The organism is Parabacteroides chinchillae (genome assembly GCF_900108035.1).
Taxonomy (GTDB): domain Bacteria; phylum Bacteroidota; class Bacteroidia; order Bacteroidales; family Tannerellaceae; genus Parabacteroides; species Parabacteroides chinchillae.
Window position 1 is genome coordinate 202,407 of record NZ_FNVS01000002.1, and the last position, 19,558, is coordinate 221,964.

Annotated in this window: 15 protein-coding genes and 1 pseudogene; 4 read left to right on the top strand and 12 right to left on the bottom strand. The window is 38.2% G+C overall.

The window, feature by feature from the left end:
• Positions 1-29: 29 nt before the first annotated feature.
• The 10 genes and pseudogenes from C4S38_RS02790 to C4S38_RS02835 form a co-directional block, all read right to left on the bottom strand.
• A pseudogene (locus C4S38_RS02790) lies at positions 30-443 on the bottom strand (efflux RND transporter permease subunit); the annotation flags it as partial.
• Between the two features lie 143 nt (positions 444-586).
• Positions 587-1,048: a septal ring lytic transglycosylase RlpA family protein gene (locus tag C4S38_RS02795; RefSeq protein ID WP_103982463.1), complete on the bottom strand. Its 462-nt coding sequence runs from the start codon at positions 1,046-1,048 to the stop codon at positions 587-589.
• A 21-nt stretch (positions 1,049-1,069) separates the two neighbouring features.
• On the bottom strand, positions 1,070-2,449 hold the full coding sequence (locus C4S38_RS02800; RefSeq protein WP_103982464.1) for a cytochrome c peroxidase: 1,380 nt from the start codon (positions 2,447-2,449) through the stop codon (positions 1,070-1,072).
• Between the two features lie 122 nt (positions 2,450-2,571).
• A complete protein-coding gene (locus C4S38_RS02805) occupies positions 2,572-3,060 on the bottom strand; it encodes an NADH-quinone oxidoreductase subunit NuoE family protein (protein WP_099465633.1) in 489 nt (162 codons plus the stop codon).
• A 3-nt stretch (positions 3,061-3,063) separates the two neighbouring features.
• Positions 3,064-4,854: an NADH-dependent [FeFe] hydrogenase, group A6 gene (locus C4S38_RS02810; protein WP_103982465.1), complete on the bottom strand. Its 1,791-nt coding sequence runs from the start codon at positions 4,852-4,854 to the stop codon at positions 3,064-3,066.
• A 12-nt stretch (positions 4,855-4,866) separates the two neighbouring features.
• Positions 4,867-6,660 carry an NADH-ubiquinone oxidoreductase-F iron-sulfur binding region domain-containing protein gene (locus tag C4S38_RS02815; RefSeq protein WP_103982466.1) on the bottom strand — a complete coding sequence of 598 codons (1,794 nt, stop codon included), beginning with the start codon at positions 6,658-6,660 and terminating at the stop codon, positions 4,867-4,869.
• 26 nt (positions 6,661-6,686) lie between these two features.
• The gene (locus C4S38_RS02820; RefSeq protein WP_099465630.1) at positions 6,687-7,085 is read right to left on the bottom strand and encodes a (2Fe-2S) ferredoxin domain-containing protein; all 399 of its coding nucleotides are present in this window, start codon (positions 7,083-7,085) and stop codon (positions 6,687-6,689) included.
• A gap of 105 nt (positions 7,086-7,190) precedes the next feature.
• Positions 7,191-8,483: an L-cysteine desulfidase family protein gene (locus C4S38_RS02825; protein ID WP_103982467.1), complete on the bottom strand. Its 1,293-nt coding sequence runs from the start codon at positions 8,481-8,483 to the stop codon at positions 7,191-7,193.
• Between the two features lie 60 nt (positions 8,484-8,543).
• Positions 8,544-9,431, bottom strand: a complete 888-nt coding sequence (locus C4S38_RS02830; protein ID WP_103982468.1) for an aldose 1-epimerase family protein — start codon at positions 9,429-9,431, stop codon at positions 8,544-8,546.
• A 98-nt stretch (positions 9,432-9,529) separates the two neighbouring features.
• Complete coding sequence (locus C4S38_RS02835; RefSeq protein ID WP_103982469.1) at positions 9,530-10,318, bottom strand: hypothetical protein; 789 nt, start codon at positions 10,316-10,318, stop codon at positions 9,530-9,532.
• A gap of 83 nt (positions 10,319-10,401) precedes the next feature.
• Between C4S38_RS02835 and C4S38_RS02840 the strand changes: the two genes are divergently transcribed.
• The 4 genes from C4S38_RS02840 to C4S38_RS02855 are packed head-to-tail and all read left to right on the top strand — an operon-like array spanning position 10,402 to position 15,192.
• Positions 10,402-11,334, top strand: a complete 933-nt coding sequence (locus C4S38_RS02840) for a DUF362 domain-containing protein (RefSeq protein WP_103982470.1) — start codon at positions 10,402-10,404, stop codon at positions 11,332-11,334.
• A gap of 3 nt (positions 11,335-11,337) precedes the next feature.
• Positions 11,338-12,936, top strand: a complete 1,599-nt coding sequence (locus C4S38_RS02845) for a 4Fe-4S dicluster domain-containing protein (protein ID WP_103982471.1) — start codon at positions 11,338-11,340, stop codon at positions 12,934-12,936.
• Positions 12,937-12,972: 36 nt separating this feature from the next.
• Complete coding sequence (gene tgt / locus C4S38_RS02850; protein WP_103982472.1) at positions 12,973-14,103, top strand: tRNA guanosine(34) transglycosylase Tgt; 1,131 nt, start codon at positions 12,973-12,975, stop codon at positions 14,101-14,103.
• 3 nt (positions 14,104-14,106) lie between these two features.
• The gene (locus tag C4S38_RS02855; protein WP_103982473.1) at positions 14,107-15,192 is read left to right on the top strand and encodes an LptF/LptG family permease; all 1,086 of its coding nucleotides are present in this window, start codon (positions 14,107-14,109) and stop codon (positions 15,190-15,192) included.
• Positions 15,193-15,213: 21 nt separating this feature from the next.
• Here C4S38_RS02855 and C4S38_RS02860 read toward each other — a convergent pair whose 3' ends face one another.
• Complete coding sequence (locus tag C4S38_RS02860) at positions 15,214-16,224, bottom strand: hypothetical protein (protein ID WP_103982474.1); 1,011 nt, start codon at positions 16,222-16,224, stop codon at positions 15,214-15,216.
• 203 nt (positions 16,225-16,427) lie between these two features.
• On the bottom strand, positions 16,428-19,544 hold the full coding sequence (locus C4S38_RS02865) for a glycoside hydrolase family 2 TIM barrel-domain containing protein (protein WP_103982475.1): 3,117 nt from the start codon (positions 19,542-19,544) through the stop codon (positions 16,428-16,430).
• Between the last annotated feature and the right edge of the window lie 14 nt (positions 19,545-19,558).

Sequence of the window (19,558 nt, forward strand, 5' to 3'; positions counted from 1 at the left end):
TAAACTACCTGTTTTGCAAAGATATAATATTACAACCTACGTTGCAGTAATTTTCCGTTTTTATCATACATCATACGATGATAAAAAGCTTCTACCATCAAAGGAAAGACGAACAAAGTGAAAAATGTTCGCCTATAAGTCCACCGATGATAACAATAGCTAACGGACGCTGGATCTCCGATCCGATACCATAGCTAAGTGCCGCCGGCAACAGCCGTTCCCATATCACGTCCTCGTACAGAAAACTTCACTGTACAGAAACGTGTATGATTTTCACGATATATGATAAGCAGTCCTGTTATCGTTCGAATATCGGCTGGTTCTTTTATTGGAACCATTGTACCATCACGTGCCGGTACAAGAATCTTTCCAATTTCCTCTTCACTTCTCCGGAATGAAGATTCGTAACGAACCATTATATTGAATTTACGTTCATCTTCATAAAAGGGATAAATAAAAATTTTCGTAAACGTAATATCTGTCTTCTTGAGTTTGTAGATTTCTATGACACTTATAAAAATACTTGTCTGCAACTTTATCTATCACGTTAGAATGCTCTTAGTTGAAATTAGAATTTGATTAGACGCTATTTTGTAAATTTTACTTTATAAGGAGGATTGATTCGTAAATGACTGGTTTCCAAATAAGGTATTTTCGGATAAATCAAATCAAGGTATCTCAAATCTAATGCAGCAGGAACTACCTCTAATCTTACTTTTGTGATGCCTTTTTTTATAAAATCCAATATTTCGGCAGCAGCCGGTGAAAGGTCTATAATACGTTTTTTTCGGAATGGACCGCGATCGGTCACACAAACTATAACACTTTTCATATTAGACAAATTTGTCACTCTCAAAAAAGTGCCTAGGGGATAAGTACGATGAGCAGCTACCAACTCACCACTATCATGCAAACGTCCGCTGGCAGATCTGCGGCCATGGAAACGCTCATGATAATAAGAAGCAAGCCCCTCCTCTTGTCCCCATATTTTTTCACTGCTCTGATAAGCAGCAAGTAAAAAGATGATATAGACTAAGCGAAAGGGCATACTTGTTATTTTTGTATTACATTACTGTAACATTGTTCCGTTATATTCGCCGGTCAATGTATTCAGATATGCTATAATCTTCTTAATTTCCGGATCAGTAATATTTTTGCCTATCTGGAATTGATGCATAACACGAATGGCATCTTCTACAGTTTTAATACTACCATCATGCATATACGGATAAGTAATCATTACATTACGTAGTGTAGGAGTTTTGAATTTATGACGGTCAGACTCATTTTTTGTTACAGCAAAACGTCCGTTATCACCATCTGTTAAACCTGTACCGCGATAATCAAAATAGTTCTTTTTAATACCCATATATTCAAAGGACTGTCCTCCTATATTTATACCAACGTGGCAAGTAGCACATTTATTGTCTTTGAATAGTTGGTAACCTTCCAATTCATCTGCAGTAAGAGCATCTTTATCTCCCATCAAATATTTATCAAAACGGCTCGGTGTAAGCAATGTTTTTTCAAACTCTGCAATTGCATCCGTAATTGTAGACTGGTTAAACCCTTCCGGATATATGGCTAAGAATTTTTTACTAAAATCCTTATCTTCAGCTAGTTTATTACTGATTTCATCAAAAGAAATACTGCCCATTTCAACCGGATTTAACGGAGGGCCGGCAGCCTGCTCTTTTAAGTCGACAGCACGACCATCCCAGAACTGCAGGCAGTTTAAAGCTGCATTATATACAGTCGGTGCATTTACGCCTCCAAGTTGTCCTTTAATCCCTTCCGAATATTGTTTACGATCTACACCTCCGGTGTTTAATCCGTGGCAGGTAGCACACGAAATTGTATTATCTCCAGATAAACGTGTATCATGATATAAAGCAAATCCCAAAGCTACTTTTGCAGAGTCTGTCGGAATAGAAGTCATTAACGGCTGCACCGGTTCATTTGCAAACTCTTCTGCAACTGTGGGTGATAGAAAACTATTTTTACGGACATTCTTTGCCCATGATATGATAACCGCTTTCTCTTCACTATCAAGATTCGTTCCCCAATGCATGGGCATTGTATAATACTTTGCAGGAGGCATAGTTCCACTAAGAGCTGTATTTTCTACCTTGGCCATATCTACTTCCGATACTGGCAGACCGTTTTCCAAGGCATTCACCATTGCAGTAAGATCCAGGTAGCGTGTACCTTCCAGCATATCAGCTTTAACTACTGATCCTATAAAAGGCAATTTTCCATAAAATGGAACTGGAGCATTTTCTGCATGACACTGCAAACATCCATTTTCGCGAATAATAGATGCTACTTGCTTAGCTTCATCACCAGCATACTTTTTGTAATCGGTGGTACTACAACTGGAAATGCTAAATGCCAGTGAAAGTAATCCGATCGGTAATGCCGTAATTTTACAAAAAATAGTGTTACGCATAATTAATTGGTTGTTTTAGATTTATTTGACGCAAAGGTAGAATATTCTATTAACAGACCTTTTATAAATATTAAAAAATCTTGATAGAATAATTCTATCGAGTCATTGTTTTTGTCTATTAACTATTCACCCAGCATATAGTACTCAGAAAGTACATCCCTGACCTTTTCCGGAGTCATACGTCCATAGACTTTTCCTGCTATTGTAACGACCGGAGCTAAACCGCAAGCTCCTACACAACGTAAACAGTCTAAAGAAAAAAGCCCGTCCGATGTTGTCTCTCCTACTTTTATTTCCAACTGCCGCTGAAATTCGTCCATCACTTTTTCAGCACCACGCACATAGCATGCTGTACCTAAACATACGGATATGGGATATTTACCTTTCGGAGTCATAGTGAAAAATGAGTAAAAAGTAACAACTCCATATACGCGGGAAACGGGCAACCGTAAGTCCGCAGCTATTATCTCCTGTACCTCTCTTGGCAAATATCCAAACAGTCCCTGGGCTGCATGTAGTATATTAATCAGTTCTCCTGCGTCATTGTTATGTTCTGCACATATAGTATGTAATTCTTCAACTTTCGTTTGTGGCAAATGTATTGTATCCATAGCTTAATCTCTTTTATCAGTTTGCATATACAGCCCTACGATCTCTTTCCTGTCAATGTAGTGTGTATGTAATAATTTATGGGCCAATGGACCGCATGGTTCTCCCAGAAATTCTTTGTACAGTTTTTGTATATATGGATTTTCATGACTTTTACGGAGAGGTTTGTTTACGTCTTCCTGATAAAGAGCTGTTGCACGTTTACGCAACACTTCCATACGTCCTCTATGGAATGGTTGCCCTCCTCCTCCTATACACCCCCCCGGACAAGCCATAACTTCTATCGCATGATAAGGTGAAGTGCCATTTTTTACCTCTTCTATTAACTTCCGGGCATTACCCAAACCATGTGCAATTCCTATTTTAACAGGTACGCCTTCAAAATCAATGGTAGCACTTCTGATGCCTTCCATACCCCGCAATTCTTCAAAATCAACCTTGTGTAATACCTTTTTTGTAAATAATTCATACGCCGTACGACAGGCTGCTTCAATAACGCCTCCCGTTGTCCCGAAAATAATACCTGCTCCCGTAGACTCTCCTAAAGGATGATCAAAATCACTATCGGGTAACTCATTAAAATCAATATTGGCATAACGAATCAGCCGGGCTAATTCGCGGGTGTAAATAGAAATATCGACATCTGGATTGCCATCAACCGAAAACTCAGGTCTACTGGCTTCATATTTTTTCGCCAGACACGGCATAATAGAGACGACCACCAAATTCTTGCGATCTATTCCTAATATTTTAGCAAAGTAACTTTTTGCTATTGCTCCAAACATTTGTTGCGGACTTTTTGCTGTTGAAAGGTTTTCTCTTAATTCAGGGAAATGTTGTTCTACAAAACTTACCCATCCGGGACAACAACTTGTCATCATTGGAATCTTTACTTTTTCGTCCCCATTCAGATATTTGCCCAAACGTTGTAATAGCTCAGTACCTTCCTCCATAATAGTCAGATCGGCGGCAAAATCAGTATCAAACACATAATCAAAACCCAACTGGCGAAGAGCAGAAACCATCTTTCCCGTTACAAGAGTGCCTGGCTCAAAGCCGAAATCCCGGCCTAATGCAGTACGTACAGCCGGAGCCGTTTGGGCAATTACTATTTTTGCAGGATCAGCTAATGCGTCCAACACCGGTTGCTGCGTATTTCTACCACTTAATGCATTAACAGGGCAAACGGACACGCATTGGCCGCAATAGGAACAAGTACTTCCAGCAATATCGCGTTCAAACGCTGTAGACACAGCAGCATTAAACCCTCTGTTCACTGCAGTCAGTGCCCCCACTGTTTGTATTGAATTACACATCGTTTCACAACGGCGGCACATGATACATTTATTCATATTCCGGACAATAGAAGGCGAACGGTCTATCTGGAATTTAGATTGTTCGCCTGCATACCGTATTTCTCTTATACCTAAATCGTGTGCAATAACCTGCAATTCGCAATGTCCGTTACTACTACAAGTAAGACACTCTGCCGGATGATTGGATAAAATTAACTCCATTACAGTTTTACGGGCATTCATAACGCGTGGCGTATGGGTTTTTACGACCATTCCTTCGATACATTCTGTTTTACAGGACGGAGCCAGATTACGACGTCCTTCTATCTCAACTACACAAATACGGCAGGCTCCCGGATTATTTTCATAATGCAAATCTTCCAGTTTCATATAACAGAGTGTAGGTATTTGTATGCCTACGCTTTTAGCCGCATCCAATATTGTAGTACCTTTTGAAACTTCAACCTGTTTCTTATCTATAATTAATTTTACAGTTTCCATGATTATCTGAATTTAATGTACATATACCGCATCGAACTTACATTTGTCCATACAAGTTCCGCACCTGATACATACTTGCAAGTCTATAACATGTGGTACTTTCCGATCTCCGGTAATTGCATGTACGGGGCAAACGCGGGCACATAATGTACAACCTTTACATTTCTCCGGATTGATATAATACTGGGTAAGCTCTCTACATTGATGAGAAGGGCAACGATGATCATGTACATGTGCCAGATATTCGTCATAAAAATTATCCATAGTGGATAAGACAGGATTAGGAGAAGTTTGTCCTAATCCGCACAAAGCCGTATCTTTTATAACCATTGCCAGATTACGCAATCTATCCAGATCATCTTCCGTTCCGTTACCTGAAGTTATTTTTTGTAGAATCTCATGCAAACGCTTGTTTCCTATACGGCACGGGGCACATTTACCACATGATTCTTCTACTGTAAAATCAAGATAAAATTTTGCCATGGCAACCATACAGTCATTTTCATCCATAACGATCATTCCTCCTGATCCCATCATAGAACCGGCAGCCAACAGATTATCATAGTCAATCGGCAGATCCAGATGTTTTTCTGTCAAACATCCTCCGGAAGGTCCTCCGGTTTGAACAGCTTTAAACTTTTTACCATCTTTAATACCTCCGCCAATTCCAAATATTACTTCCCTCAAAGTAGTTCCCATCGGAACTTCTATCAGACCGACATTATTTACTTTTCCAGCTAAAGCAAATACTTTTGTACCTTTGCTCTTTTCCGTACCGATACTACTGAACCATTTTGCTCCTTTCAGTAAAATAACCGGAATATTTGCATACGTCTCTACATTATTGACATTCGTCGGATAACCTTTATATCCTTGCTCGCTTGGAAACGGAGGCTTTACGGTAGCTTCACCGCGTAAGCCTTCCATACTATGAATTAATGCTGTTTCTTCACCGCAAACAAATGCTCCTGCACCATATCGTATCTCAATATCAAATGAAAAACCACTACCAAATATATTATCTCCTAGCAGACCGTATTCCTTTGCCTGCTTAATAGCAATCATCAACCTCTCCACGGCTAAAGGATATTCTGCACGAATATATACGAGCCCCTTGTTAGCTCCGGTACAATATCCGTTAATAGCCATAGCTTCCACAATCGAATGAGGATCACCTTCTAATATAGACCGATCCATAAATGCTCCCGGATCACCCTCATCGGCATTACAAACAACATATTTTTGAGAAGCCTGTACTTTTCGTGTTATCTGCCATTTCAAGCCCGTAGGAAAACCGCCACCACCACGGCCACGGAGTCCACTATCCATAATTTCTTTTATTACCTCTTCCGGAGTCATTTCCGTAATTGCTTTTCCTAATGCCACATAGCCGTCCCTGGCTATATATTCATCTATATTCTCAGGATTTATAAAACCGCAATTACGTAATGCAACACGAAGTTGTTTTTTATAAAAATCAATATGTTTGGAGTCTAAAATCTGCTCATTTGTTTCCGGGTTTACATAAAGTAACCGTTCTACTTTCCGCCCCTTTACAAGGTGTTCTTTAACAAGTTCGTCGGCATCACCCGGTTGCACTTGCACATAAAATGTATTATCCGGAATCATTTTTACGACGGGGCCTTTTTCACAGAAACCAAAGCATCCGGTGCGGATTACCTGTACATTTTTCTGTAATCCGTTTTTTTCTACAGCAGCTTTCAGATTTCCTATGATCTTTTCACTTTGGGATGCGCGGCAACCGGTACCACCACACACCAAAATATAATTAGTGTATTGTGCCATTCTTTCTAGTATTTGAAATGTATTTATTATTCAGGTTTAACAGCTGTATAAGAAACAGGGATGATTCCGTCTACTAATATTCCATATCGTATATATTGAGATATAATTTCATCCACCTTTGCCTTATTTACATACCCGAATACCAGAGGTTCTTTCCCCGGAACCAATATCTCGACAGTAGGTTCGGCATAACAATACCCCATACATCCGGTTTGAGTAACCAATGCGTCTATATGTTCCCTATCGAGTACTTCAATAAAATAATTCATTATATCTTTTGCTCCGGCAGCTATTCCACACGTTGCCATCGAAATTTTTATCTGAATCATTTTTTCAGGATGGTCACTTTTTTCCCGCAAATCTAAAGATGCGCGAAAAGAGTCACGCATTTTACGAAGATCATCTAATGTCTTTACTTTATTCATAGTACATACTATTTAAGGGAAACAATCACCTACAGAAGGTGTGTAGCAAACATACGGATTTCTCCTTAAATAGTATGCATATTTTGGATAAAAAAAAGGATTATATCAACAAGATTTTCCTGTCATAATATCCAATACAAGTTTATCTGTAGCCTCCATTCCATGCGAGCCTATAGCTGTTAAATTGGATATAGATTTATCTACATCATCATCTATAATGCCTTCTACGGAAGTTACTACTTTATTTTCCATAGCCATCAATGCCGAAAGCATGGCAGTAGAAACACCGCTGGAAACTTTCATGGCACAACTGGGTTTGGCTCCGTCACATATCATTCCGGTAATATTACCAATCATATTTTTAATAGCGTACGATATCTGTATTTTGCTCCCGCCCATCAACCATGTTATACCACAACTGGCACCAGTGGCAGCTACTACGCATCCGCAAAGAGCAGATAAGCGCCCCAAACTCTGTTTTATATAAATCACCATTAAATGGCTTAACATTAAAGAGCGGATCAACTGCTCTTCCGTACATTTTATATCTTCGGCAAATGATAAAACAGGTAATGTCGCAGCAATACCTTGATTTCCACTACCAGAGTTACTCATAACCGGTATCATTGCACCATCCATACGTGCGTCACAGGCTGCAGCCGTTACGGCTAACATGTGGGTATAAGTAGATTCTCCCAAATATTTTTTACCATATTTTCCCGAAACAGTCTTACTCACCGTATGCCCGTAATTCCCTTGAATAGATTCTTCGGCCGCTTTTTTATTTAATTCGGCAGTTTGTAAAATGAACCGTATCTCATCCAATGGCATTTCTGTTGCAAACTCATACACTGTAGAAAAAGATAAACGCAAATCATTATCATTGCACATATCTTCATTTGATGACCCTGAAACGCGGCAATCTTGCAGCACATCTCCATTTTTTTCTACATATATAATATGAGTATGTTCATGGCAAATAATCACTTTTGACGAATCATTTCCAGCAAAGCAATTTATTTCTATATAAAGCTTATCGACATTCTCTTTAAGTGAAATATGTATACATTTACGATCCACCATCATTTTACCGGCTTTCAGACCCTCTTCATTAAGATCACGTAAAACTTCCAGGCCATAAGATGATTTACCTATTAAAGCACCAAGGGCAATTGCAATAGGCAACCCAACCATACCTGTTCCAGGAATACCAACCCCCATGGCATTTTTTAAAATATTGGCGCTCAAAAGCACTTCTATTTTCTCAGGTTCTTTTCCTAATGTTTCTGCAGCTTTAGCAGCAGCGAGAGCAACTGCAATAGGTTCTGTACAGCCAATTGCAGGTATAACTTCACGATGAATTAAACCGATAATTTGTGATTTAGTATTTTGATCCATGGTAATGACATTAATTAAATAAATTGCAACAAAGGTAGTCAAATATTCCGGAAGCAACCTTTACAATTTATCCTTTAATCCTATCTCTATCGTATAATGTGCATCAAATGTTGCTCCGGGCAATAGGTGTTGTATCCAATCTTTATCCTTATAATCACCGTTAAAATAAACCGAATCGCAACGCCCATACCATGGCTCGATACAGACAAACGGTGCATTTTTAGCCGGAGGAGACCATAATCCTACTACAGGCGCAGTAAAATGTAATGTCACGTATGGATTTCTGTCTTTATCCAACAATGCCACTTTTTTTAACTGGCTATCCTCAAATATCAAAGCATCATTATCAAATGTATGGATATCCAACGGTAGCAGCCCCTCTTGTAAAGCCAAAGAATACTTATCCGGTGAAACACAGCCTTTCTCTGATATAAGAATATACTCCACCCCTTCTTTTTTATCAAAAGAAAGATATCCTCTCTTTTCTTTTTCCGAATTAAAATCAGGATAATAAAATGCAGGATGTGCCCCTATCTGAAAATACATGTCCTTATGTCCGGTATTTTTCACCTTCCACAATACATCAATTTTATTTTCATGAAGCAAATAACCTATTTCCAATATAAACGGGAATGGATATAATTCCAAAGTTTCTTCATTACTTTCCAATCCAAACCGAATTTCTGTGGCAGATTCAGAGAGCAACGTAAAATCTTTATCTCTGGCAAATCCGTGCTGGGAAAGCTTATACGTAATACCCTGATAACGGTATTCATTATTCCATAGGCTTCCCACTATCGGAAAAAGTACAGGAGAATGACGTTTCCAAAAAACGGGATCGGCTTGCCACAGGTATTCTTTTCCCGTTTTATTTGATACGATACTGGACAACTCCGCCCCACGTTCGGCAACCTGAATTGTAAGTAGTTCATCCGTTAATGTTTTCATATGTCTGTTTTTATCAATTTATAAAAAACAAATCGTCCCGATGATATTATAAAATGATCCCGATGTTTTTTTAAAATCATCCCGATCATTTTATAATATCACTCTTCTATCAATCCTTCCAGGTATAATTCGGGAGCCAAACCTTTACTTTGAAGGAAACTTGCCAAAGCACTGAATGACAAAATATCTCCGTCTTTGTTTAACAAAGAAATCCTTTTTATACAATTTACAGGAACAGGAATTGATATAAAAGGCGTCAATTTTCCTTCCACAAAACCATATTCAGCTTCTGAAGGATGGCGGAATAAAGCAACATTCCATTCCTTTTCTTCCATTTTTTCCGGCCTTTTTACTTCCATGCAGGCATTACAAAGCATAGAAAAGAAACGGGAGTCTGCCGTAAATCCCGTATGTTCTTCGTCAAAAAAGAACTTATCGTATTCTCTCTCTAATTGCTTGACAAAGGTCTGCAAAGACAGTTCTTCATCATATTTACAACGTATCAGATATAAATTTTCCAATAAACAATATTCGGCTAATGATTCATAGTCTAATGAAATTTTCAGGATAGGACTATCAGCCATCTGCAAGTATGGCGGTACCAAATCATTCTCATACATGGAAATAATATACATTTCCATCTCAGGGCCAACCAGCATTCGTCTATTTTCCCGAAAAAAAGGAATTGCTTGTTTACTATTATCCGGATGGATATTCATTTTTTGTTCATATAAACCGATTGCTCTACGAAGAAGCCCCAGACCATAATCCTCAAAAGAAAATGTATGCATCAGATTAACAGCAGAAAAAATAAGTTCTGTATCAGTCTTATTTCTGCTCCATCCATTTATAAACGATCTCAAAGGAATATATGTGTTTAAAATCATAGATCATTATTTTTTTGCACTCAAAGATAATCTATTATCAGATAATTACTACCTTTGTTCAAGTAATTCTAAACTATTAAGAGATGAAACGTCGCGATTTCCTAAAGACCAGTGTTATAGCAGGTACTGCATTTTCTTTAAACTTTGAAGGTTTACATGCTGCCCTTTCCACTAATACTATAACTGTAGAGCAAGTCCCTGATATGGTTGCCGTAATGGGAGGCGAACCGGAAGTGATGCTTGAAAAAGCATTAGATGTCCTGGGAGGAATCGGAAAGTATATAAAAAAAGGACAAAAGGTAGTTATAAAACCTAATATCGGTTGGGACAGGACACCCGAAATGGCAGGAAATACAAATCCTAAATTAGTAAAAGCTTTGGTGAAAAAATGCTTTGCTGCCGGAGCAGAAAAAGTGACAGTGTTTGACCATACATGCGACAACTGGCAAAAATGTTATGAAACAAGCGGTATCGCTGCTGCTGTTAAAGAAGCAGGAGGAATAATAATGCCGGGAAACGATGAAAAGTATTACAAAGAAGTAGCTATACCTAACGGGGTAAATTTAAAAAATGCTCAAATACATGAAGCACTGCTTGAAGCAGATGTATGGATTAATGTTCCTGTATTAAAAAATCATGGAGGTGCAAAAATGACGTGCGCCATGAAGAACTACATGGGTATTGTATGGGACCGGCGCTTTTTCCATCAAAATGATTTACAACAATGCATAGCAGACATCTGCACATGGCAAAAGAAACCGGTATTAAATATTGTAGATGCATACCGCATCATGCATCAAAATGGCCCTCAAGGCAAAACTGCTGCCGATGTTGCCGTTTTGAAATCATTAATTGTATCTCCTAACATAGTAGCGGTTGATACTGCCGCTCTAAAATTGTTTAATCAGGTAAAACAACTCGATATGGCTGCCGTCAGTCATCTGGAAAAAGGTGAAAAACTAAAGTTAGGAACCACCAATCTGGATAAGGTAACCATTAAACGTATAAAAATATAAAGGATGAAACGAACTAATTACTTAAAAGGATTGCGGGTACTTCTCTCAATCCTCTTTTTCGTACCTATATTTCTGTTTTTTATTGATTTTGCAGGCATACTACCCGACAAAACAGGTAAATTATTACATATTCAGTTAATGCCTTCCATATTAAGCGGTATGGGAGGAATTGTTATATTACAGTTAATACTGGCCCTGATTTTCGGACGTATTTATTGTTCGACAATTTGCCCTGCCGGAATTTTACAAGATATCATCAATCGGATATATTGTATAGGCAAAAAGAAAAAAAACGGGGTTCGCAGGTTCAAATATCATAGACCGGCAAACGTTTTACGTTATACGCTACTTGCATTTACAATCGTTATGGGTGCATTGGGCATTATGGAACTTTGTTTACTGTTAGACCCATACAGTAACTTCGGACGTATAGCCACAAACTTATTCCGGCCTGTTATTATGTGGAGCAACAATCTTTTGGCTGATGTATTGATGAAGATGGATAACTATTCATTATACCATGTAACAATCAGCACTGTCACCACGGCCGGTTTAATATCTGCAATCATAGCACTATTCGTATTCATAATTATGGTTGTATTCCGGGGACGATTATTCTGTAACACATTATGTCCGATAGGAGCTTCTCTTAGTTTGGTATCCCGCTTCTCGTTGTTCAGCATCTCTTTCGACAAAAACGCTTGTACTCATTGTGGAAATTGCGAACACACTTGTAAAGCAGAAGCTATCAACAGTCAGGATTTAACGGTTGATACATCCCGCTGCGTAGATTGTTTCAACTGCGTTTCATCATGTGCCAAAGGAGGATTACAATATCGCTTCAGGTCTTTATTCAAAAAAGAAATAAACCAGACAGAAACAGCACAAACTCTTAATAGTGCTGAGGTTCAGACTAATAGTCGACGTACTTTTATCGCTACTGCTACTACTGTTGCTGCAAGTCTTCCTGTAATATCCGTTATAGCAAATGGAGTAAGAAAACGCAAGCGAAACAGAAATGGAGCATCTTGCGGAAAGGGACAAAAATGGCTGCCAGTTACTCCCCCCGGCTCACTTAGTTTGGAGCGGTTTAAAGATAAATGTACAGCTTGCCATATTTGCGTCGTGAAATGTCCCAGTCAAGTACTCCGTCCGGCAGGAACAGAATATGGTTTCGATTATATGCTGAAACCTCATTTAGCTTACATAAGCAGCTACTGTAATTATGAATGCACTGTATGTGCTGACGTATGCCCCGCACATGCAATACAACCTCTTACTAAAGAAGAAAAAGCAACTACTCAAGTAGGTATTGCTACCTTTTTTATTAACCGTTGTATTGTAAAAACGGAAGGTACAGACTGTGGTGCTTGCTCGGAGCACTGTCCGACCCAAGCAGTACACATGATTCCGTATAAAGGTACGTTGACTATACCTGATGTAAACCCTGATTTATGTATCGGTTGTGGCGGTTGTGAGTCCATCTGCCCGGTACGCCCGATGAGAGCTATTATTGTAAAGTCAAATACAGTACATAAATTTGTAGAAAAACCTAAAGAGGAAGAGGTAAAAAAGGTAGAAGTAGAAGACTTCGGATTCTGATAGAAAAACACTACCTTTGCCGACAAATTTTTCAGCATGAATTTCGAATTACAATACAACGATACAAAATCAAATGCAAGGGCAGGATTAATTACTACCGATCATGGTGTAATTGAGACGCCCATTTTTATGCCTGTCGGTACACAAGGAACAGTAAAAGGCGTACACATGACAGAATTAAAAGAAGACGTTAATGCACAAATCATTTTAGGAAACACATACCATCTTTATCTACGTCCCGGCATCCATATTCTGGAGCAAGCCGGCGGATTACATAAATTCAATAGCTGGGATCGTCCTATACTGACTGATAGCGGAGGCTTTCAGGTTTTTTCATTATCAGATAACCGTAAGTTGCATGAAGAAGGTGCAGAGTTTCGTTCACATATTGACGGATCCAGACACATGTTTAGTCCGGAAAAGGTAATGGATATACAACGCTCGATCGGCGCAGATATTATCATGGCTTTTGATGAATGCTGTCCGGGAGATGCCAATTACGAATATGCCAGAAAGTCCCTTGAATTAACCGAGCGCTGGCTGAATCGTTGTTTTGAACGCTTCAATAGTACAGATCCTAAATATGGTTATAGTCAATGCCTTTTCCCTATTGTACAAGGTTGTGTTTATACAGATTTACGTCGGCGTGCTGCCGAGAACATCGCCCAAAAAGGAGCTGATGGAAATGCTATTGGAGGACTAGCGGTAGGTGAACCTACAGAAAAAATGTATGAAATGATCGAAGTTGTAAATGAGATTTTGCCTAAAGACAAACCCCGTTACCTAATGGGAGTCGGAACTCCGGTCAACATACTGGAAGCCATTGAACGCGGAGTGGACATGTTTGACTGCATAATGCCTACCCGTAACGGGCGAAATGGACAAATCTTCACTCGCTTTGGTACATTGAATATGCGAAATAAGAAATGGGAGAACGATTTTTCTCCTATCGATCCGGATGCAAATTCATACGTCGATACGCTTTATTCAAGGGCATATTTACATCACCTGATAAAAGTAAACGAACTTTTAGGATTACAAATTGCTTCCATCCACAACCTTGCTTTTTATATTTGGCTGGTAAAAGAAGCCCGCAAACATATAATTTCAGGCGATTTTACGACATGGAAAAGTGGTATGGTACGTCAATTATCTAACAGACTATAAGATATGAAATATAAACTCAAGCGAATAGACTGGTATATTATCAAGCAATTCCTGGGAACATACATTTTCGCTATAGCCTTGATTATTTCAATCTCGGTAGTATTCGACATAAATGAAAAAATCGATAAATTCCTTAATCCGGACGTACCATTAAAGGCTATTATATTCGATTACTACATGAATTTCGTACCCTATTTTGCCAACTTATTCAGTCCTTTATTTACTTTTATTGCTGTAATTTTTTTCACTTCAAGGCTGGCCGACAAGTCTGAAATCATAGCTATGTTGGCTAGTGGTATGAGTTTTAGGCGCCTTATGGTCCCTTACGCCATCTCAGCAACAATCATTGCATTGGTTACATTTATCCTAAATGCATTTATTATTCCACCGGCCAATATTACCCGTATCGATTTTCAGAATAAATATATCAGAAACAAAAAAGAAGAATATGTCAGCCACATGCAATTGGAGGTAGAACCTGGTGTAATAGCCTATTTTGATCGTTATGACGGAAAATCAAATATGGGGTATCGTTTCTCATTGGAAAATTTTGATGATAAAAAATTAATATCCCGCCTAACAGCAAATTCGATTAAGTATGATTCTCTATATCAGTGGACAGTTATCGACTATATGATACGCGATTTTGACGGTATGCGCGAACATATTACACAAGGCACTCGCAAGGACACGACATTAACAATTGTTCCTTCCGATTTCCTCATATCTGTAAACGATTGCGAAACAATGACCAGCCCGGAATTAAATACTTATATTGAACGTCAAAAAAAGCGCGGTATCGGAAATATACAAACTTTCCAGATAGAGTATCATAAACGTTTTGCTACCATTATGGCAGCATTCATCCTGACAACTATTGGAGCATCTCTTTCTTCGCGAAAAATAAAAGGAGGAATGGGTATGAACATCGGTATTGGCCTTGCATTAAGTTTTTCATACATTCTATTTATGACCATTACATCCACTTTTGCTATTAATGGATATGTTAGTCCTATGGTAGCAGCTTGGATTCCTAATATCCTTTATACATTCATTGCTATTTACCTCTATCTTAAAGCACCGAGATAACCAGAATAAAGGAGTTTGGTTTTAGTCTGCCGGGATTATACAAGGAGTGGTAAATCCTAACCCGATCTCTATTGACTGTGCTGAGTTAATAGCACTATCAACAATAGGTAGCAGAAATGCATATTGACTGTCTGCAGGTATTAATGTTTTAATCAATGGCCATACTTTTTGCACAAAATCTTTTGTAACATATAACCTGGCATTGTTTGCCTCTATCGTGGCATGAATAGGTAAAACATAAAAACTACCATTCAATTCCAGCAGTGACAGATAAGGAGTAATATCAATCTCAGACAATTTTGGTATCAAAGCAACAATAATATCTACAATATCTTTACGGGCAGCAATATATACTATACCGTCTTTTTCATACCATGTCAAAAGATTTACAAGTACAGGAGCTATTTCTGCAGGCGGAAGATCTATAGCATCCGATCCCGGCATTTTATACCCAACTACTAATTGTCCGTTTTCTCCAAATAAAACAGAGACCTTTTCTACTTTTTGTGCCAATAACTGGCCGACAACAGGTCCCATACTATTCAATAAATCATCCAAAGGTGTCCCTTTAACGGAAATGAACACATCAGCCGTTTTCCCATCTTGTATTGTCAGATCCCAATTACCAACAACAGAAGAGGTCATCTCGCGAACAATATCCAATTTCAATATACCTTTCAGAATATAACCGTTTACAGTAAGCTCACCAGTTGAAATGGTAGCCATACCCTTTATTATAAAATCACCTGGAAAAGACGATGACTCCCCTCCTTTCATTAATATCGCAGATAATGTCACTTCATTTTCTCCGGGAAGTATATCGGTTAATACCAGATTTACTTTATCTGCAGATACAGCTTCCAACTTAACAGAACCAACAGAACCTATCAAAGACGTTCCCAAATCCAACTGGTTGCCTGTATATGTTTTAGAAATATCCTGCCATGTTACAGGCTTCTCATCATCACTACATGCTGTAATAAAATATAGCGAACATATTATGGTAAATAAATACAACAAACTTTTTTTCATATGTCTTTCAACTTAATCATATATTAAACTAGCCGTAAAGATAAATATTCCGGAAGTATCATCCTAATTCTTATAGCATTACTATACTGATCGTTGTTTCATGACATACAAACACTATCTTTTCGTTTTATTCAATAAAAAACGGGAAGTATAGAGGTTTTATGGACCTCTTACTCCCCGTCTGTTTTACAAATTCCAATTAATTATTTTCTCGCAGGACGTATAATATAGCTGTAACTATATTTATTATCCTGTAAACGATATTTATCCATAGGTTTAGCCCCCCAGCTATCATCACCTCCTAAACCTCGTTGTTGCATATCAATATTTACAGCAACTATATCGCGACGATCTATATCGGATATATGTTGTTGTTTTTTAGTCAGACCCGGATCAAAATCTTCATCTAAATTATGACGGACCGTAAAATTAAGTGGCTGACCTACGGCTTCAAGTTCAATACCATTTCCTTTATTATCGGTAAAAGTTACTACACGCAAACCTGTACGGTTACCATTTTCTTGCGGACGGATATATTCAAAGCCCATATCCTCTACCTTGTTATTGTAGCGCCCCACAAACATGGAACGTTGACGATCCCAATAGTTTTCTAACGGACCGCGTCCGTAATATGACACATTTTCGAACGTAACCGGTAGTTGCATCTTCATTCCAAAACGAGGAAGCTCCGGCATATCTTTTGTTCCCATATCTATAGCTCCAGTTACTTTTACAGCTCCGTCGTTCATAATAAGATAAGATAATGTGTAATCTACATCTATGTATCTTAATTTATATTTAGCTACTATTTCCACACCATTGGCATTTTGTTCCTTCACGTCGATATTTACCAAATTACGGTTATCACCGGCTGTACGCCATATATTAGTAATCAACTGCAGATTCTCTCCAAAATCGTTATCTGTCGGAGCACGCCAGAAATTAGGTACTGGAGCGGAAGTAATAAGTTCGTCATCTCCATTCTTATAACTGGATAGCAAACCATTCTTTAAATTTATAGAACCTTTGATTTCTTCGCTTTCAAAAGTTAATATATTATCAACTTTGTGAATCTTTAAATTTCCCTTAGAACTTGTTTCCTTTCCAAAATAGTTGCTATTAGGAAACATCAACTGTTCTGATGCAACAATGTGGCCAGAAGGAATTAATTCTGTACCTTCACGTTGCAGGGCTTTCAAGTTCAAAAAATATTCCTCGCCGGCTTTGGGTGTATAAGAAGGTAATGCGATCATTACGGGAACTGTACTACCTGGTTTTCCTGAGACTTCAAAAGTTCCTGTCGCAACAATTTTGTCATTTATTTGAAAAGACCATACATAATCATAATAACTTAAATCGGTGAACTGATAGTAATTAACCAACTTAATTTTACCTTTCTCCACTTCTATCGGTTCAAAGTAAATACCTTGATATGCTTTTTTTACTTCATATAACCCCGGATGCACAGTACGATCCGCACTAATAAGGCCGTTTGCACAGAAATTTTCCTGATTTACCCAGCGATCTCCACCGAAATCACCTCCATAATAGTAATATTTACGGCCATTTGGATCTGTAGTTTCCAAACCCTGATCAACCCAGTCCCAAATAAAACCACCTTGTAGTTTAGGAGATTTCAAAATAATATCCCAATATTCCTGGAAATTTCCAGTACTATTTCCCATTGCATGGGCATATTCACAAAGAATCCACGGGCGGTTTGTATCAGTACGATCTGCATACTGTTGAAGCTTATCGGGGGAAGTGTACATCCAGGCAATAATATCTGAATAAAGTTCACTTTCCGGAGCACGTTCGCATTGAACGGTACGCGTATGGTCACGCTCCTTCATCCAGTTATATGTTTCAATATAATTGGGACCAAAATCGCTCTCATTTCCGGTAGACCATCCTATTACACATGGATGATTTTTATCACGTTCAACCATACGTTGTGTCCTGTCCATATGCTGTCCTAACCAATCTTTACTGAAAGAAGGATGACGGGAAGTATCAAAACCGTCCAAACCATGTGCTTCAATATTAGCTTCATCTATAACATAAAGACCATACTTATCGCAAAGTTTGAACATGTCAGGACTTTGTGGATAATGACTCATCCGGATTGCATTCAAGTTGAACTGTTTCATAAGACGAATATCTTGTATGCGCGTTTCGTTTGTAAGAGTATGCCCTGTCTCCGGATTATGTTCATGAATATCCGTACCACGAATAATAATAGGAGTGCCATTAATATATACCTGGCTATTTTTCATCTCTATTTTGCGGAATCCCGTTTTAATAGCTGTAAGCTCTACAGTTTTTCCTGAAACATCTTTTAATGTAACGGTTACATCATACAAATTAGGAAACTCAGCACTCCATTGTTTCGGATTATTAATTACCTGGGAAATAGTAACCTTATTCTCTCCTTTTGCTGCTATCTGAGGTATTGATACATTCTTAATAAAAACATTTTTACCGGCTTCATCTGAAAGGGCAACTTCTACACTATAATTATCAGCAGGTTGTTCTGTAAAATTACGAATATTTACATCCATGCTGAAAACGCCGTTTTTATATGCTTTATCCAAATCTCCGATAACAAAAAAATCTTCGATAGAAATTTTGGGACGGGCTATCAAATAGACATCCCGCTCAATGCCTGCCAAACGCCAAAAGTCCTGATCTTCCAAATAAGAGGCATCACTCCATTTAAATACTTCCACAGCCAATTGATTCTCTCCTATTTTCAAGTATTTTGTAATATCAAATTCAGCAGCCGTTTTTGAAGCTTTGGAATAGCCTACTTTTTTACCATTTATCCATATGGTTGCAGCACCGGCAATTGATTCAAAGTGAAGAATAATTTCACGGTTATCCCAACCTTCAGGTAGTTTAAATGACGTGCGATACGATCCTATAGGTAAATCATCATTATCCAAATAAGGAGGATTTGTCGGAAATATATATGGGATATTCGTATAGACCGGAATCCCAAATCCTTGCAATTCCCAGTTTGAAGGGACTTGTATATTACTCCAGTGGTTATCATTATAATCTGTCCTATAAAAATCCATAGGGCGTTCAGAAGGTTTAGCACTAAATTTAAACCGCCATATTCCATTTAAAGATTGGACAAATGGAGTACAAAATTTATCACCGGTCATAGCTTCTTTTTTTTCTTCATAAGGAACAAACGTAGCCCGGGGCCTCTCCACGCCTTCATTTACTAATTTAGGATTTTCCCAAAAATTAGTTTGCGCTTGCATTGCTATAGTTAAAAGAAGCAGGCTGGAAATAATTGAAATTTTTTTCATGAAATGTTAGTATA

Bases quoted from the DNA above. Each gene is read 5' to 3' on its own strand.
- C4S38_RS02795 (WP_103982463.1), bottom strand. From the start codon at position 1,048: ATGCCCTTTCGCTTAGTCTATATCATCTTTTTACTTGCTGCTTATCAG.
- C4S38_RS02800 (WP_103982464.1), bottom strand. From the start codon at position 2,449: ATGCGTAACACTATTTTTTGTAAAATTACGGCATTACCGATCGGATTA.
- C4S38_RS02805 (WP_099465633.1), bottom strand. From the start codon at position 3,060: ATGGATACAATACATTTGCCACAAACGAAAGTTGAAGAATTACATACT.
- C4S38_RS02810 (WP_103982465.1), bottom strand. From the start codon at position 4,854: ATGGAAACTGTAAAATTAATTATAGATAAGAAACAGGTTGAAGTTTCA.
- C4S38_RS02815 (WP_103982466.1), bottom strand. From the start codon at position 6,660: ATGGCACAATACACTAATTATATTTTGGTGTGTGGTGGTACCGGTTGC.
- C4S38_RS02820 (WP_099465630.1), bottom strand. From the start codon at position 7,085: ATGAATAAAGTAAAGACATTAGATGATCTTCGTAAAATGCGTGACTCT.
- C4S38_RS02825 (WP_103982467.1), bottom strand. From the start codon at position 8,483: ATGGATCAAAATACTAAATCACAAATTATCGGTTTAATTCATCGTGAA.
- C4S38_RS02830 (WP_103982468.1), bottom strand. From the start codon at position 9,431: ATGAAAACATTAACGGATGAACTACTTACAATTCAGGTTGCCGAACGT.
- C4S38_RS02835 (WP_103982469.1), bottom strand. From the start codon at position 10,318: ATGATTTTAAACACATATATTCCTTTGAGATCGTTTATAAATGGATGG.
- C4S38_RS02840 (WP_103982470.1), top strand. From the start codon at position 10,402: ATGAAACGTCGCGATTTCCTAAAGACCAGTGTTATAGCAGGTACTGCA.
- C4S38_RS02845 (WP_103982471.1), top strand. From the start codon at position 11,338: ATGAAACGAACTAATTACTTAAAAGGATTGCGGGTACTTCTCTCAATC.
- tgt (WP_103982472.1), top strand. From the start codon at position 12,973: ATGAATTTCGAATTACAATACAACGATACAAAATCAAATGCAAGGGCA.
- C4S38_RS02855 (WP_103982473.1), top strand. From the start codon at position 14,107: ATGAAATATAAACTCAAGCGAATAGACTGGTATATTATCAAGCAATTC.
- C4S38_RS02860 (WP_103982474.1), bottom strand. From the start codon at position 16,224: ATGAAAAAAAGTTTGTTGTATTTATTTACCATAATATGTTCGCTATAT.
- C4S38_RS02865 (WP_103982475.1), bottom strand. From the start codon at position 19,544: ATGAAAAAAATTTCAATTATTTCCAGCCTGCTTCTTTTAACTATAGCA.